Origin of the sequence: Flaviflagellibacter deserti, from assembly GCF_042652085.1 — a bacterium.
GTDB classification, from domain to species: Bacteria; Pseudomonadota; Alphaproteobacteria; order Rhizobiales; family Methylopilaceae; genus Flaviflagellibacter; species Flaviflagellibacter deserti.
In genome coordinates this window covers 333,548-348,638 of sequence record NZ_JBHSJF010000001.1, presented here as the reverse complement: position 1 = coordinate 348,638, position 15,091 = coordinate 333,548, and the positions used below count along the sequence as shown (strand labels likewise).

The window sequence follows — 15,091 nt, the reverse complement described above, 5'->3', positions numbered from 1 at the left end:
TGTATGGGCGTCACGCTCTCGCCCTTTTCGACCCGGCACCATACTCTCAACGTACATGAGCCATGCAAGCCAGACGGGCACTCATGGCGTGGATGTTGCGTAAACTGCATCGAGGAGGCCCGATGAGCCCAACCGCCGAAGCCGAATCCCTGGACGCCATGATCCTCCGCTCTGCGGAAGGCATGATCGACAACGTCACGGCCGCCAAAGCCGCCCTTGGCGAGATCATTTTCGGTCAGGAGACCGTGGTCGAACGGGCGCTCCTGACGGTACTCTGCGGAAGCCACGCGCTGCTCGTGGGCGTTCCGGGCCTTGCCAAGACGAAACTGGTCGAGGCGATGGGCACCGTGCTCGGCATGGATGCCCGCCGCGTTCAGTTCACCCCGGACTTGATGCCCTCCGACATTCTCGGTTCGGAAGTCCTTGAAGAAGGCCAGGGCGGAGCGCGTGCGTTCCGCTTCATCCGTGGCCCGATCTTCGCCCAGCTCCTGATGGCCGACGAGATCAACCGCGCCAGCCCGCGCACCCAGTCGGCGCTGCTGCAGGCGATGCAGGAACACCACGTCACGGTGGCCGGCGCGCGCTACGACCTGCCGGCTCCTTTCCACGTGCTGGCGACGCAGAACCCGCTGGAGCAGGAAGGCACCTATCCCCTGCCCGAGGCGCAGCTCGACCGCTTCCTGATGCAGATCGACGTGGCCTATCCCGGCCGCGCCGAGGAACGCCGCATTCTGCTGGAGACCACGGGCGCCGACGAAGTGAAGCCGCGTACCGTCATGACCGCGGACGACCTTCTTGCCGCCCAGCGGCTGATCCGCCGCCTTCCGGTCGGCGACAGCGTGGTCGACGCGATCCTCGATCTCGTTCGTTCGGCCCGTCCGGAAACCGCCGATCCGGCCATCGCGCCCCTGATCGCCTGGGGTCCCGGCCCGCGCGCCAGCCAGTCGCTGATGCTCGCGGTTCGTGCCCGGGCCTTGCTCGAAGGACGCTTTGCTCCATCTGTCGATGACGTGATTGATCTCGCGGAGCCCGTTCTCAAGCACAGGATGGCGCTCACCTTCGCCGCGCGCGCCGAGGGGCAGACGATCCCCGACGTCGTCAAACGCCTAACGGCGAAGCTCGTCTGAGGAGCGGGATGGTCCAAGTCCGGACGCTCGACCCGACTGAAACCGGAATTGGTCCGCGCCACCGGGGCGGAGCGCTGGAACTGGCCGCCGCGATGCCGAGACTGGTTGTAGCGGCAAGACGCACATCCGCCACCGTCATCCACGGCCTCCATGGACGCCGGCGTTCCGGCACGGGCGAGAATTTCTGGCAATTTCGGCGGTTTGCCTCGGGCGAGTCCGCAAGCCGGGTCGATTGGCGCCGATCCGCACGCGGCGATCATCTCTATGTCCGCGAACAGGAATGGGAAGCAGCGCACACGGTCTGGATCTGGATCGACCGCTCGCGCTCGATGAACTTCAAGTCGAACCTCGCGCAGGATTCGAAAGTCGAGCGCGCGGTTATCCTGGCGCTCGCTCTGGCCGACATCCTCGTGCGCGGCGGCGAACGAGTGGGTTTGCTCGGCCTCGGCGCACCGACGTCGAGCCGGCGCGCGGTCGATATCCTGGCCGAAACCCTGATCCATGCCGGAGCCGACGAGGGCCTGCCACGCCCGGCGGCTTTGTCCCCTCTCTCGGAAGCAGTGCTGATCGGCGACTTCCTCGAACCGGTCGATGAGATCGTCCAGGCGGTCAACGGCATTGCCGGCCGTGGCGCGCGCGGCCACCTGATGGCGATCTCCGATCCTGTCGAAGAAACCTTCCCCTTCTCCGGCCGCACGGAGTTCATCGAGCCCGAGGGCGCCGGCAAATTCACGTTTGGTCGCGCCCAGGATCTCCGCGCCGACTATACCCGCCGCCTCGCGTTGCACCGTGACTCGCTGAGGGATCTGGCCACTCCGATCGGCTGGTCGATCGCCCTGCACCGGACCGATCGCGGCGCCTCCGAAGCTCTCCTCGCTCTCCACGCCCGGCTTGCCGAGCGACCAGAAGGCCTGACCGGATGAGCGCGCTCGGCCTTGCCTTCCTCAGTCCCTGGATGCTGACCGCGCTGCTGGGGCTGCCGGCGCTCTATTGGCTGCTGCGCCTCGTGCCGCCAAGGCCGCGCAAGGTCGATTTCCCGCCGCTCCGGCTCCTGCTCGACATCGTGCCAACCGAGGAGACGGCTGCCCGGACGCCATGGTGGCTGGTGGCGCTGCGGCTCGGTCTGGCCGCGCTGATCATCTTGTTCCTCGCCGGGCCGATCCTGAACCCGGCATCGACCGCCGCGCCGGGCTCCGGACCGCTCCTGTTGCTCGTAGACGACGGCTGGCCGGCCGCTCCCGATTGGGAAGCGCGGATCGCAACCGCTGAAGCCGAACTCACCGCGGCCGAGACCGCGGACCGACCGGTTGCCCTGCTCGGTCTCAGCGGCGAGCCGGCCGATATCGTAGTCGGAACGGCCTCGCAGGCGCGCGATGCCCTGAAGCTGATCACGCCGCAGCCCTTCACCCGCGACCGCACCTCGCATCTTCCCGCGATCTCGCGTTTCGTGGCGGATCATGCGGGCAGCGACGTCACCTGGCTCTCGGACGGGCTTGAAACGGGCAACGGGCGGGGCTTCGCCGACCCGCTATCAAAGCTCGGCAATGACAGCCGCCTCGCCGTCCACGTTCCGCAGAACAGTGCTCGCGCCCTCGCCGCCGCGGACAATGCCCCGGACGCACTGACCGCACGCGTGCTTCGCGCCGAGACGGGTACGGGCGAAACAGGTCTTGTCCGCGCCTTCGACCTTCGCGGACGGCCGCTCGGCGAGACTCGGTACACCTTGGGCGCGAACGAAACCGAAACGAAGGCGCGGCTCGAAATGCCTCTGGAGCTCCGCAACGAAGTCGCCCGTATCGAGCTGACCGATGGCCGCTCGGCCGGCGGCGTGCAGCTTCTCGACGAACGCTGGCGCCGCCGCGCGGTCGGCATCGTCTCGGGCGCGACGTCGGACACCGCGCAGCCTCTGCTCTCCCCGGTCTATTATCTCAGTCGCGCACTCGAACCCTTCGCCGACGTCCGCAATTCATCCGGCGGCTCGCCGTCGGATTCGATCCAGCGCTTCATCGAGGACGGCGTGCCGGTGATCGCGCTCGCCGATGTCGGCACTTTGACGCCGCACGCCAAGGATGCGCTCACGACCTGGGTGCAGAACGGCGGCATGCTTCTCCGCTTCGCCGGAACGCGCCTTGCCGCTGCCGAAGGCGACGACCTCGTCCCGGTTCGGCTGCGTCGCGGCGGCCGTGTGCTCGGCGGCGCACTCGCATGGTCGACCCCCCAGCCGCTCGGCCAGTTCCCGCCGGAAAGCCCGTTCGCCGGCCTGCCCGTGACCGAAGACGTGGTGGTCAACCGACAGGTTCTCGCCGAACCCGACCCGGATCTCGCGAGCCGCACTTGGGCGGTGCTCGGCGACGGCACGCCGCTCGTCACCGCCCGCCACGACGGCCAGGGCCTGCTCGTCCTGTTCCATGTGACGGCCGACACGGTGTGGTCGAACCTGCCGATCTCCGGCCTGTTCGTCGAAATGCTCCGCCGCACCGTTGCGCTCGCGGGCGAGGCGCCACGCACGACCGAAGCAGGCGCCGCCGCAGCCTCCAACGCACCCGCGCCCGAAACTCCCTCGCTGTCCCCGACACGCACCCTCGACGGCTCGGGGGCCTTCCGCGCACCGCCGCCGACCGCACAGCCGGTTCCGGCCACGGGCCTCGCCGCTGCCGACGCCACGCATCCTCCGGGCATCTACGGCCCGCCGGACGGCTTCGTCGCGGTCAACGCGCTGGCGCCCGACGCGAAACTGGCGCGTCTCGACCTCAATGGCATCACCGCTTCCGTGCGCGGCTACGCGAATGTCGAGCCGACCCGGCTCGCGCCCTGGCTTCTGGTCGGCGCGCTGATCGCCTTCCTCGTCGACACGCTCCTCGTCCTGATCCTGTCGGGCAGCCTCCAGCGCATCCGCCGCCGCGGCGCGGTCGCCGGTATTCTGCTCGCGCTGGCCTTCGTAGCCGCCCCGCCCCCGGCCTCGGCGCAGGATGTCAGCCAGAAGGACCTCCAGGCCGCGCTCCGCACGAGCCTCGCCTACATCATCACCGGCGACCGGACGATCGACGAGACCAGTGAAGCCGGACTTCGCGGGCTGAGCCTGCAGCTCTCCCAGCGCACCGCCTTCGAGCCGGGCGATCCGATCGGCGTGGATCCGGCGCGCGACGAGATGGCGTTCTATCCGCTGATCTACTGGCCGGTCGGAGACAATGCCCCGGCACTGTCATCGGAGGCCGTTTCCCGCGTCGATGCCTATATGAAGCGCGGGGGCACGATCCTGTTCGACACGCGCGACGCGATCTATTCGGCGACCGGCTCCGCGCCGGAAAGCAGCCAATCGCTCCGCCGCATCCTGGCCGGGCTCGACATTCCCGAGCTCGAACAGGTTCCGGCCAATCACGTCCTGACCAAGAGCTTCTATCTGCTGCCGGACTTTCCGGGCCGCTACCGCACCGGCCCGCTCTGGGTCGAGGCGCTGCCGACCGCCGAACAGACCGAGAGCGGAGAGGCCGATCCCGTGCGCTCCGGCGACGGCGTCTCGCCGATCCTGATCACCTCGAACGACCTCGCCGGCGCCTGGGCGATCGACGAGCGCGGCCAGCCCATGCTGCCGACCGTGCCATCCGATCCGCGCCAGCGCGAAATGGCCTACCGGGCCGGCATCAACATCGTGATGTACGCCCTGACCGGCAATTACAAAGCCGACCAGGTGCACATCCCCGCTCTGCTCGAACGGCTGGGACAGTGAGGGCCGCGCGATGAATTTCGACCTGTCCTTCTCGCCTCTCGTCCCGTTCTGGCCGCTGGTCGCGCTCGGCGTGGCAGCGTTTCTCGCGTTGATCGCGCTCGCCTGGTTCCGGCCGCGCGGCGCGACGCTCAGGGGCGTTGCGATCGCGCTGCTGTTGCTGGCGGTCTCTAATCCCTCGATCACCCGTCAGGAGCGCGAAGGCCTGCCGAACGTCCTTGCCGTCGTCGTCGACAAGAGCCCGAGCCAGAATCTCGACGGCCGCGACCAGCGCTCCGCCGAGGCACTCGCGGCTATTCAGGAACGCGCCAAGTCACTGACGAACACCGAGATCCGCGTCATCGAGGGCGGCGGGCCGGGTTCCGGTTCCGACGGCACCGAACTCTTCCGCGCACTCTCCGCCGGCATGGCCGACGTCCCGCCGGACCGGGTCGCGGGCGCCATCATGATCACCGATGGCGTGGTCCATGACGTGCCTGAGAACGTCGCCGCGCTCGGCTTCGACGCGCCCGTGCACGGCCTCCTCACCGGCCGTCCGGCGGAGCGCGACCGCCGCATCGTCCTGACCCAGACACCCCGCTTCGGCATCGTCGACAAGACGCAGACGGTCGGCTTCCGCGTCGAGGACACCGGCATCGAGCTACGCGGTTCGATCGGCGTCGTCGCCCGCCGAGACGGCGAGGAGATTTCCCGACTGATCGTGGTGCCCGGCCGCGAGACCACCGTCGAGGTGCCAATCACCCATGCCGGCCCGAACGTCGTCGAGATAGAGGCCGCTCCGGCTGAGAACGAGCTGACGCTGACGAACAACCGCGCCGCGCTTCAGATCGAGGGCGTGCGCGAAAAGCTGCGCGTCCTTCTCGTTTCCGGCGAGCCGCATTCCGGCGAGCGGACCTGGCGCAACCTGCTGAAGGCCGACGCCAATGTCGACCTCGTCCACTTCACCATCCTGCGCCCGCCCGAGAAGCAGGACGGCACGCCGATCAACGAGTTGTCGCTGATCGCTTTCCCGACGCGCGAACTGTTCGTGACGAAGATCTCGGACTTCGACCTGATCATCTTCGACCGCTATGCGCGTCAGGGTATCCTTCCCCTGCTCTACTTCGACAACATCGCGCAATATGTCCGCGAGGGCGGTGCGGTGCTGGTCGCGGCCGGTCCCGATTATGCCGGACCGGGCAGCCTGTCGGAGACTCCGCTCGGCGACGTCCTGCCCGCCGAACCGCTCGGCGGCGTGCTGCAACAGGCCTACAAGCCTCATGTCACCGATCTCGGCAAACGCCATCCCGTGACCCGCGATCTGCCGGGCGATGCGAAGGAGGCTGGCGCCGAGCCGAGCTGGAGCCAGTTCTTCCGCCTGGTCGAGACCCGCCAGCGCGGCGGCCAGTCCCTGATGTCCGGTGCGAATGACGATCCCCTGCTGATCCTGTCACGCGAGGAGGAAGGCCGCGTCGCGCTGTTCCTCTCGGATCATGTCTGGCTATGGGCGCGCGGCTTCGAGGGCGGCGGCCCGCATCTCGATCTGCTGCGTCGCATGGCGCATTGGCTGATGAAGGAACCGGACCTTGAGGAAGAGGCGCTCAGCATGCACGCACGCGGGGGCGCGCTGACCATCGAGCGCCAGACCATGGCCGACAACGCATCGCCGGTGACGCTCACCCTCCCCTCGGGCGCAACTCGGACAGTGACGCTCAATCAATCCGAGCCCGGCCTGTTCACCGCGACTCTCGAAACCGGCGAGATGGGCCTGCATCGCGCCGATGACGGTACGTTCACGGCGCTCGCCAATGTCGGCCCGGTGAATGCGCGTGAATTCCAGGAAATCGCCTCGACGCCCGACCGCTTGCAGCCGATCGCGAACGCGACCGGCGGTTCGGTACGCCGCATCGCCGAGCAGGATGGCTCGATCGAACTGCCCCGCCTCGTCGCCGTCCGTGCCGGCGCGCGCGCGCAGGGTTCGGACTGGATCGGCGTCCGCCAGCCGGAAGCCGAGGTCGTGCGGGGGCTCGACATCTTCCCGATGTTCGCCGGCCTGCTCGGTCTGCTGCTTCTGATCGGCGCCAGCGCCGCCGCCTGGGCGCGCGAAGGCCGCTAGCCGGAACCACCGCGCGCCGATGCGATTTCTTCCTGAGACAACAGGGAGATCAGAATGGCCAAGGCAGTATACGAAATCATCTCGCGCGGCGCCGAGTTCTTCGTGCTGCACGACGGTGACGAAGCCGGCCCCTACATGACCAAGGAAGCGGCGTTCGAAGCCGCGGTTCCGCCCGCGGCGCTCAGCATTCAGGATGGCCTGGCGATCGAGATCTTGGTGCCGGAAGGCATGAAGGACCCGCTCAACGATATGGATCAGGGAGTGCGATAGGCCTCGGCGTCGCCGGACACGCCCTCGAAGGCGCCGGCAACGAGCTCACGGATCAGGACCCGGTTCGGATCGACCGGACCGGGCATCCGCACCCGCCCGGGCGCGATCCGCTTGAAGCCTGAGCGCGCATAGAAGGGTTCGTCACCGACGAGCAGGACCAGCCGGTGGCCTGCTGCCTCAGCCGCAGCCAGCGCCCGGTCCATCAGCGCCGAGCCGATTCCCCGGTTCATGAAGGCCGGCTCGACCGTCAGCGGACCCAGCAGGAGGGCCGGCGTTCCGCCGATCGCGATAGGGCTGACCCGGACCGAGCCGACGAGGAAGGTGCCGACTCGCGCAACGAAGGACAGGTCGTCGATGTGCGGCACGCCTTCCCTGAGTCGGAATGCGCTGCGCGCAAAGCGTCCGGGGCCGAACGCCCGCTCATGAAGCTTTTCAACCGAAGACGCCGCGTCGGGTCCTTCGGTCATGATATCGAGAGGCAAAGAGGTCATGGAAGCAGTTCCCGCGACGGTGCAGAGCGCCGAAAGTCTGCGTCCTGACAGATACTTAGCGGCGAGCAGAGGGGCGCGTCGAAAGGCGCCGGTCACTGGAACGTCGTCGCAGGAGCATCGTTTAATTCCACAAGGAGACCGCGCGCTTATCACGTCGGCTCCCATCAGTCCAGCAACGCAGAATAGGTGGAAGCCACAATCTGGTTGCGCGCAATCTCAAGGCATGCTGGATACGGGAACCTCTCTTTAAAATTGTCCAAAGAACAGAGGCGCAGGGGGCGCTCATGGGTCTGCTCGTCGATGGCGTGTGGCGTGACCAATGGTATGATACGTCCAGTACGGGCGGTCGGTTCGAGCGGGAGGCGGCCCGCTTTCGCAACTGGGTGACCGCGGACGGGAATCCCGGTCCTTCGGGCGAAGGCGGCTTTGCGGCCGAGCCGGGACGATACCACCTGTACGTGTCCTACGCCTGCCCCTGGGCCAGCCGGACCCTGATCTTCCGCGTCCTGAAAAAGCTCGAGAGCGTGATTTCGGTTTCGGTCGTCGATCCCCACATGGGCGAGAACGGCTGGGTATTTGGCGATTTCCCGGGCAGTACGGCCGACGACGTGCTCGGAAAATCGAAGCTGTACGAAGTCTACACGGCCGCGAACCCGACCTATTCCGGCCGCTCGACCGTACCGATCCTCTGGGACAAGAAGCGCGGGACGATCGTTTCCAACGAATCGGCGGACATCATCCGGATGATGAACTCGGCCTTCGATGCCTTCACCGAAGCAAAGACCGACTATTACCCGCCGGTGCTGCGCGACCGGATCGATGCCGTCAACGCATTGGTCTACGACCATATCAACAACGGCGTCTACAAAGCGGGTTTCGCGGCGAACCAGGACACCTATGAAGAGGCTGTCCGCTCGCTGTTCAACGCCCTCGACGAGGTCGAGGCGCGGCTGGCGCGGACGGACTTCCTGGTCGGCAACGATCAGCCGACCGAGGCCGACTGGCGCCTCTTCACGACGCTCGTCCGTTTCGACGCCGTCTATTACGGCCACTTCAAGTGCAATATCCGGCGGCTGTCGGACTACCGGTTCCTGAACGACTACCTGATCCGTCTCTACCGCTGGCCAGGTATCGCCGGTACGGTGAAGTTCGATCACATCAAGACGCACTATTACTGGAGCCACGCGACCATCAATCCGACGCGGATCGTGCCGGTCGGACCCGAGCTCAAGCTTTAAGGTCGAGTTCCTCGGCGAGGGTCGCGGCCTTTAGCCGCCTCGGATCCACGGGAAAGATCGAGTTCGGCGTGCCGGCAGCAGCCCAGACCTCGTCGAAGGTCAGGAGCGTCGGGTCGATATAGGTCGTCAAGCGAGTCGCATGGCCGATCGGTGGGATGCCACCAATCGCATAGCCGGAAATCTCCCTCACCTTTTGCGCGTTCGGGCGGGCCAAAGGCTCGCCGAGATGGGCCGCGACCTTGCCCTCGTCGAGACGATTGCTGCCGGCGACGAGGAAGAGCAACGGTGTACCTGTCTCCCTGCCCTCGAAGATCAGCGATTTGACGATCTGCGCCTCGCTGGTCCCACAGGCGACGGCAGCCTCGGCCGCCGTTCGCGTGCTCTCCGTCATGAGGCGGATCTCGAGATCGAGCCCCGCTTCGCGCGCGGCCGAGGCGACGCGCTGCACGCTTGCCGGCAATTCTTCCATCGTGATCGCACCTCCGCATTCTTCCTGCGGCGAGGACGCGCGGCACGCAAGTATCAGGGCTCTTCCGTTCGCCGCGGAGCGCCGCTAACGTGCCGAAATAGTAACCGCGAGTTAACCAAGCCATGGAGCAGAGTCGCGACGTCTCCGTACCGAGCCTCCGTGAGGCGCTCCGCCGTGCCCGGGCGGAATCGGCAGAACGCAGTGGCGTTCTGGTCGAGCTTCGAACCGTCGAACTCGCCCGTCTCGATCTCCTGAAGGAAAAGCTGGAACCGGTCTTCGCGCAGGTGCCCGACGAGGTCGACCTGTTCGACGCGGCGATCCTGCCGGGGGACCCCGCCCGTCTCTTCGTCGACGTGCTCGGCTTCGTCGAAATGGGCCGCGACAAGCGCACCTATCGCTTCTTCCAGGACAGCCGCTACGGCCGCAAGCTGATCGCCGAAACCGACAGCCTTCCGGGCATGACCCAGGCGATCACCGACTATGTGGCGCGGCGGATGGTCGAGCGCGAAAAGGCTCTGATTTCGGATATCGGCCCGCAGGCGGCGACCGTCGCCGAAACGTATGCCTCGGACGCCGAAGAGACGCCCCGGAAGGTAAAGGGCGGTGTCAGCTCGCTCCTGCTGATGCTTATCCTCGGAATTGGCGTCGCACTGCTGAGCTTCTGGGGCGCGGGCGTTCTCTGGGATGCCGGGATCCGCTAGACTCGCCGTTTCTCACGACCTAAAGGCGACCCAGCCCCGAAACGTGAACCCGGCATAGAACAGACCGACATCGCAAAACCCCGCCTCCCGCAACAAGGCTTCATCCTCTGCGGGAGAAAGGATCGGCAATTGGTCGCCAATAGCTGCAACCGCATTCCTGGCCTTCTCTGCCGGAACACCGGACGCGACCGCGAAGGCGGCATAGCGGTCCAGCCAAAGCGATTTCTCGTCCCCATCCTGGGGAAAGCTATGATGGGCGACGACGAAAGGGGCCCCCGGCCGCAATCGCCGATGGATTTCGACCAAAGTGCGTAGCCGTTCGTTCCTTGGCACGAAATGCAGGGTCAGAAGGCACGTAGCTCCATCGAACGGACCATCGGGCGCACTTTCGATATAACCTTCATGAAGAACAACGCGCGAGGCGAGTGTGCCAAGCGTGTGCCTCGCCAATTCCAGCATTTCGAGCGACGGATCGACCCCGTCGAAACGCCATTGTGGGTGCCAATCGGCGAAAGCCTTCAATTCCAGCCCGCCGCCTGCTCCCAGGACGAGAATGCGAGCATCGTTCTCTACGCGTTCCGCGAGAAGTAGCGCCGCCATTCGTTGCAGATCGTGAAAACCGGGCACGAGACGCACAGGGCCTTCGACATAGCGAGCGACGGCTTCAGGATCAGAGAAAGACGACAATGAATAAATCTCCGGCACGTTCTTCAGTCGGTTCCGCGGCCGCTTTGGAGCATGGATCTATCGCGGCCACTCGCCGTCAGGCTGACGGAGTGCGGACCTTACGCGCTGGCGGCGAGCTGCGGCGGGACGACGACGTGCGGCGTGTCCGTCAGCATGTGGCGGCCCAGTTCCTTGATGCTCCGGTCCAGCGGGTCGAAGCCGCGCGAGATCATCTCGCAGTGCCAATGCCCGGGCTCACCCCAAATACGATAGATATTATAGCCGCCAGGCGCATGCGGGTCTGTCGGCCCAGCCGAGGCTGACGGCACGCCGATCACCGGTACCGGACCATCGCGACCGAGCAGGGTCGTGTGCTCATTGCGATGATTGTGGCCGTGGATGACGAGTTCGGCGCCACTGCGCAGCAGAGCCCGCTTGATACGGCGGGCATCGGTCAGCCGACGGAAGACGTCACCCGTCCCCGTCGGGGGATGATGGATCATGATAACCCGGAACAGCCCCTCCTCGCCGAGCGTCTTCAGCACCTCGGCAAGCTGCCAGCACTGCTCCTTGCCCAAACGCCCCTCGGCCGAATGAAAGCCGGTCGGCACTGCCGAGGAAAGCCCGACGATCGCGACCTTGCCGCGTCTGCGGACATACGGAAAATGCGGCTCGCCTTCGACGCGCTCGCCATCGCCCGCCATGTATTCCGACCAGTGGAGCTGCGGGTGATCGGCCGTGCCACGTACATAGGAATCATGATTGCCGGGAACGAGCGAGACGTGGATCGGATCGCCGAGCGTCTCAAGGAAAGCGCGGGCCGGCGTGAACTCCGCGTCGAGTCCGATGACCGCGAGATCGCCGGTACAGGCGATGTGGTCGGTGTTCTGGGCGAGGATGTCTGCGGTCAGGGCCGCGAGGCAGGCCATGTCGTGACGACCACGGCGGCGCACCCGCCAGTTCGTGTAGCCCAGGAACCGCTTCGAGAAGAGTTCGCGGAATTTAGGCCGGGGCAGCGGCCCGAGATGAGGATCGGACAGATGGGCAAACGTGAACATTTCTGCCAATTACCACAAACCGTGCCAGCCGGTGATGACACGAGACGCCGCGCGGCCTTGCGATAAACTAGATCATGGCTTCGTTTCTTCATCGTATGGCAATGCCGGTCTTCGCCCGCGTGTGGCTCGTCACGCGCGGCCTGACCATGGGCGTGCGCGCGGCGATCTTCGACACCGAGGAGCGCGTCCTCCTCATCCGCCACGGCTATGTGGCTGGCTGGCACATGCCGGGCGGCGGCGTCGAGATTGGCGAAACAGCGCGCGAGGCACTCGAGCGGGAGGCGCTCGAAGAAGCCAATGTCACGTTCACCGGCGATCCGGTGCTGCACGGGATCTTCCACCAGTTCCGCTACAGCAAGCGCGACCATGTCCTAGTCTATGTCGTCCGCGACTTCAGCTGGAATGGTGCGCATCCGCCGAACCGCGAAATCCAGGAATGCCGGTTCTTTCCGCTCGATGCCCTGCCCGCCGACCTCAACCCCGGCACAAGGCGGCGTATCGCCGAAATCATGTACGGCGAGCCGCTCAGCCAGTACTGGTGATCAGGCCGCCTGCAGCGCGTTCCTGACCAGCCTCAGGTCCTCGACGAAGCGGGCATATTCCTCCGCCTTGCGATCGGCATCCGGCACACGGAGCAGGTATGACGGGTGGACGGTGACCAGCGCCCTTGCATCACCGAGCTCCAGGAAGTGGCCTCTGTTCTTGCCGATGGGCATGGCCTTGCCGAATACCGACTGCACCGCAGTCGCGCCCATCGCCACCACGAATTTCGGCCTGATGATCTCGATCTCCTTGTCGAGCCAGGGGTGGCAGGCGCGGATTTCCGGCGTGTTCGGCTTCTGGTGAAGCCTGATCTTGCCGCGCGGCGTGAATTTGAAATGCTTCACCGCATTGGTGATGTAGGCCGTCGCCCGGTCGAGATCGGCCTCCGCCATCGCCTGATCGAACAGCTGGCCTGCCGGACCGACGAACGGCTTGCCTGCCAAATCCTCCTTGTCGCCCGGCTGCTCGCCGACGAAGACGATTTCCGCGTCCGGCGGGCCTTCGCCGAACACGGTCTGCGTCGCCGGCTTCCACAGCGGACACATCCTGCAGTCCTTCGCCTGTTCGCGCAGCTTCTCCAGCGGATCGTTCGATCCGCGCCGACGTGCCCGCGCGGGCTCCACCTCGCGTTGCCGGTTTACCTTCGGCGCCGTCACCGCATGCGCCACCATCTCATCCGTCCTCTTGCGAGCCTCAGCTATCAGGGGGGCAATGAGCGGAGCTTCCGGCAGGTTCCGCCAGTACTTCTGAGGCATCTCCGAGCGCATGGCCTGAACCTTCAGCCGCGCCGGATTGAAGATCGAGGCGTAATAGCTCCGCCAGACATCCTCGACGGCGTCCTCGGACGGCGCCTCGTGGCGGCCGGCGCCCGGGCCAAACGTCAGCTCCCCACTGTCCCAATGCGCGCTAACCTCGGGGCTTAGGATCGACCACAGCATGTTCGGGAAACGCCGCGCGAAGAACGGCGCACCGGCTTCGATGATGTGGTGCTCCGGCTCGAACCAGGCGACGAAGCGCGTCTCCCCCTCCACCGCGACTTCGCGGAAACGGACGAAGGCGTGCATCTTGTGAATGTCGCGGCGGACGTTCTTCGCCATCAGTTCGATACGGGCGACATCCGGATCGACGGAAACCGCCAGCAGGTTCGGTTCCTTCAGCAGCCGCCACAGCAGGCGATAGAGCAGTGCGAAGCGTTCCGGCTCGGAATGCAGGATCGCGGTCTCGGCCAGGTCGACGAAGGCGCGTGGCACATTGAACGTGCCGGTCGGCTCGGGCAGTTGCTCCGGCTCGGCGAACAGGTCCGCCGCCTCCCCCGTCGACCAGACGACCTCTTCCGGCGGCACATGGTTGAGCGCCAGCCGCCGGGCCGCCCCGCGCCAGCCCGCGAAATCAGTCTGTCCGTTCAATGCGATGCTAAGCGGCATTACCGAAGAACGAGAGCTGGGCGGGTTCGGGTTTCACCAGGCGATGAAGATCGCTCCGATCGATCAACCGGGTCGGCCGGTGGTCGGGAAGGACAATGAACGGAAGCGCCGTCTTCAACGGCACCCGCAGCCGGCCGAGATCGTCCGCCCGGATGGCGCGGACCCTGCGAACGGTCAGGATGCGGTCGACCGTCTTGATGCCGAAGCCCGGCACGCGCAGCAATTCTTCGCGGCTCGCCGTGTTCACATCGAGCGGAAAGCGGTCACGGTGGCGGAGCGCCCAGGCGAGCTTCGGGTCCATGTCGAGCGGCAGCATGCCGGCCGTACCCGAAAACATTTCGCCGACATCGAAGCCGTAGAAGCGCATCAGCCAGTCGCCCTGATAGAGCCGATGCTCCCGCATCAAAGGTGGGGCTGCGAGCGGCAGAGCGGATGACGCATCCGGGATTGGGCTGAAGGCCGAATAATAGACGCGCTTGAGGCCGTAGGAGCCGTAGAGATTTGCGCTCGTCTTCAGGATGTCGCTATCGGTCGCGGCATCGGCGCCGACGATCATCTGCGTCGACTGACCGGCCGGGGCGAATTTGGGAGCTTTCTTCTCGCTCGCCGCCTCCTCGATCTTCACGCGCATCCGGCCCATCGAGAGGCGGATGGCGCGGACATCCTTTTCCGGCGCGAAACGGGTGACGCTCTCCTCGCTCGGCAGTTCGATGTTGATCGACAGCCGGTCGGCCCATCTGCCGGCATCCGCGAGCAGGCGCTCATCGGCATCAGGGATCGTCTTCAGATGGATGTAGCCGCGAAAGCCGTGCTCCTCGCGCAGCCGCCGCGCGACCTCGACGATCTTCTCCATCGTGTAGTCGGGCGAGCGGATGATGCCCGACGAGAGGAACAGGCCTTCGATGTAATTCCGCCGGTAGAAATCGAGCGTCAGCCGGACGATCTCCTCCACCGTGAAGCGGGCGCGCGGCACGTTCGACGAGGCGCGGTTGACGCAATAGAGGCAGTCGAACGCGCAGGCGTTCGTCATCAGGATCTTGAGCAGCGAAATGCAGCGGCCGTCCGGCGCGTAGGAATGGCAGATGCCCATTCCCTCGGTCGAGCCGATGCCGGCCTTGCCCTTCGAATCACGCTTCTCGGTGCCGCTCGATGCGCAGGAGGCGTCGTATTTCGCGGCGTCGGCGAGAATTTCAAGCTTGCGTCGGATGTCCATCGAACCCTCGTCGATGGCTTATAATGTTCTTTATTTGTTCTGCAATCGAAAGAGCAAAACGATTTCGTGAAC

General features: G+C 65.8%; 14 protein-coding genes. 8 read left to right on the top strand and 6 right to left on the bottom strand.

Going from position 1 to position 15,091, the window contains the following annotated elements; genetic code table 11:
- Window positions 1–122 precede the first annotated feature (122 nt).
- Genes ACFPFW_RS01770 through ACFPFW_RS01750 form a run of 5 tightly spaced genes read left to right on the top strand, consistent with a single transcriptional unit; the run spans window position 123 to window position 7,216 of the window.
- Window positions 123–1,127, top strand: a complete 1,005-nt coding sequence (locus tag ACFPFW_RS01770; RefSeq protein ID WP_114955504.1) for an AAA family ATPase — start codon at window positions 123–125, stop codon at window positions 1,125–1,127.
- A gap of 8 nt (window positions 1,128–1,135) precedes the next feature.
- Entirely contained in the window at window positions 1,136–2,050 is a 915-nt protein-coding gene (locus ACFPFW_RS01765) for a DUF58 domain-containing protein (RefSeq protein WP_114955503.1), read from the top strand.
- Window positions 2,047–4,854, top strand: coding sequence for a DUF4159 domain-containing protein (locus tag ACFPFW_RS01760; protein WP_114955502.1), 2,808 nt, complete (start codon window positions 2,047–2,049; stop codon window positions 4,852–4,854). Before ACFPFW_RS01765 ends, ACFPFW_RS01760 begins: the two co-directional genes overlap by 4 nt.
- 10 nt (window positions 4,855–4,864) lie before the next feature.
- Window positions 4,865–6,946, top strand: coding sequence for a hypothetical protein (locus tag ACFPFW_RS01755; protein WP_114955501.1), 2,082 nt, complete (start codon window positions 4,865–4,867; stop codon window positions 6,944–6,946).
- Between the two features lie 54 nt (window positions 6,947–7,000).
- Window positions 7,001–7,216, top strand: a complete 216-nt coding sequence (locus ACFPFW_RS01750) for a hypothetical protein (protein ID WP_114955500.1) — start codon at window positions 7,001–7,003, stop codon at window positions 7,214–7,216.
- Here the strand turns inward: ACFPFW_RS01750 and ACFPFW_RS01745 are convergent.
- Window positions 7,201–7,707, bottom strand: coding sequence for a GNAT family N-acetyltransferase (locus tag ACFPFW_RS01745; protein WP_114955499.1), 507 nt, complete (start codon window positions 7,705–7,707; stop codon window positions 7,201–7,203). The two genes, ACFPFW_RS01750 and ACFPFW_RS01745, sit on opposite strands and share 16 nt — an antisense overlap.
- Window positions 7,708–7,991: 284 nt before the next feature.
- Between ACFPFW_RS01745 and ACFPFW_RS01740 the strand changes: the two genes are divergently transcribed.
- The gene (locus tag ACFPFW_RS01740) at window positions 7,992–8,945 is read left to right on the top strand and encodes a glutathione S-transferase family protein (protein ID WP_114955498.1); all 954 of its coding nucleotides are present in this window, start codon (window positions 7,992–7,994) and stop codon (window positions 8,943–8,945) included.
- Here ACFPFW_RS01740 and ACFPFW_RS01735 read toward each other — a convergent pair.
- Window positions 8,935–9,414, bottom strand: a complete 480-nt coding sequence (locus tag ACFPFW_RS01735) for a YbaK/EbsC family protein (protein ID WP_114955497.1) — start codon at window positions 9,412–9,414, stop codon at window positions 8,935–8,937. The two genes, ACFPFW_RS01740 and ACFPFW_RS01735, sit on opposite strands and share 11 nt — an antisense overlap.
- Before the next feature lie 122 nt (window positions 9,415–9,536).
- On the opposite strand from ACFPFW_RS01735, the gene ACFPFW_RS01730 reads away from it, so the two are divergent.
- On the top strand, window positions 9,537–10,115 hold the full coding sequence (locus ACFPFW_RS01730) for a hypothetical protein (RefSeq protein WP_379769157.1): 579 nt from the start codon (window positions 9,537–9,539) through the stop codon (window positions 10,113–10,115).
- A gap of 12 nt (window positions 10,116–10,127) precedes the next feature.
- On the opposite strand, the gene ACFPFW_RS01725 is transcribed toward ACFPFW_RS01730, so the two are convergent.
- Both ACFPFW_RS01725 and ACFPFW_RS01720 read right to left on the bottom strand, forming a co-directional pair.
- On the bottom strand, window positions 10,128–10,802 hold the full coding sequence (locus tag ACFPFW_RS01725; RefSeq protein WP_114955496.1) for a class I SAM-dependent methyltransferase: 675 nt from the start codon (window positions 10,800–10,802) through the stop codon (window positions 10,128–10,130).
- 98 nt (window positions 10,803–10,900) lie between these two features.
- Complete coding sequence (locus ACFPFW_RS01720; protein ID WP_114955495.1) at window positions 10,901–11,839, bottom strand: metallophosphoesterase family protein; 939 nt, start codon at window positions 11,837–11,839, stop codon at window positions 10,901–10,903.
- Between the two features lie 74 nt (window positions 11,840–11,913).
- On the opposite strand from ACFPFW_RS01720, the gene ACFPFW_RS01715 reads away from it, so the two are divergent.
- Window positions 11,914–12,381, top strand: coding sequence for an NUDIX domain-containing protein (locus ACFPFW_RS01715; RefSeq protein WP_379769153.1), 468 nt, complete (start codon window positions 11,914–11,916; stop codon window positions 12,379–12,381).
- On the opposite strand, the gene ACFPFW_RS01710 is transcribed toward ACFPFW_RS01715, so the two are convergent.
- Window positions 12,382–13,806 carry a UdgX family uracil-DNA binding protein gene (locus ACFPFW_RS01710; RefSeq protein WP_114955494.1) on the bottom strand — a complete coding sequence of 475 codons (1,425 nt, stop codon included), beginning with the start codon at window positions 13,804–13,806 and terminating at the stop codon, window positions 12,382–12,384. It lies immediately after the preceding gene.
- Window positions 13,796–15,019 (bottom strand): putative DNA modification/repair radical SAM protein, encoded by a 1,224-nt coding sequence (locus ACFPFW_RS01705; protein WP_114955493.1) that lies wholly within the window; start codon window positions 15,017–15,019, stop codon window positions 13,796–13,798. The genes ACFPFW_RS01710 and ACFPFW_RS01705 overlap by 11 nt, the downstream gene beginning before the upstream one ends.
- Window positions 15,020–15,091 lie beyond the last annotated feature (72 nt).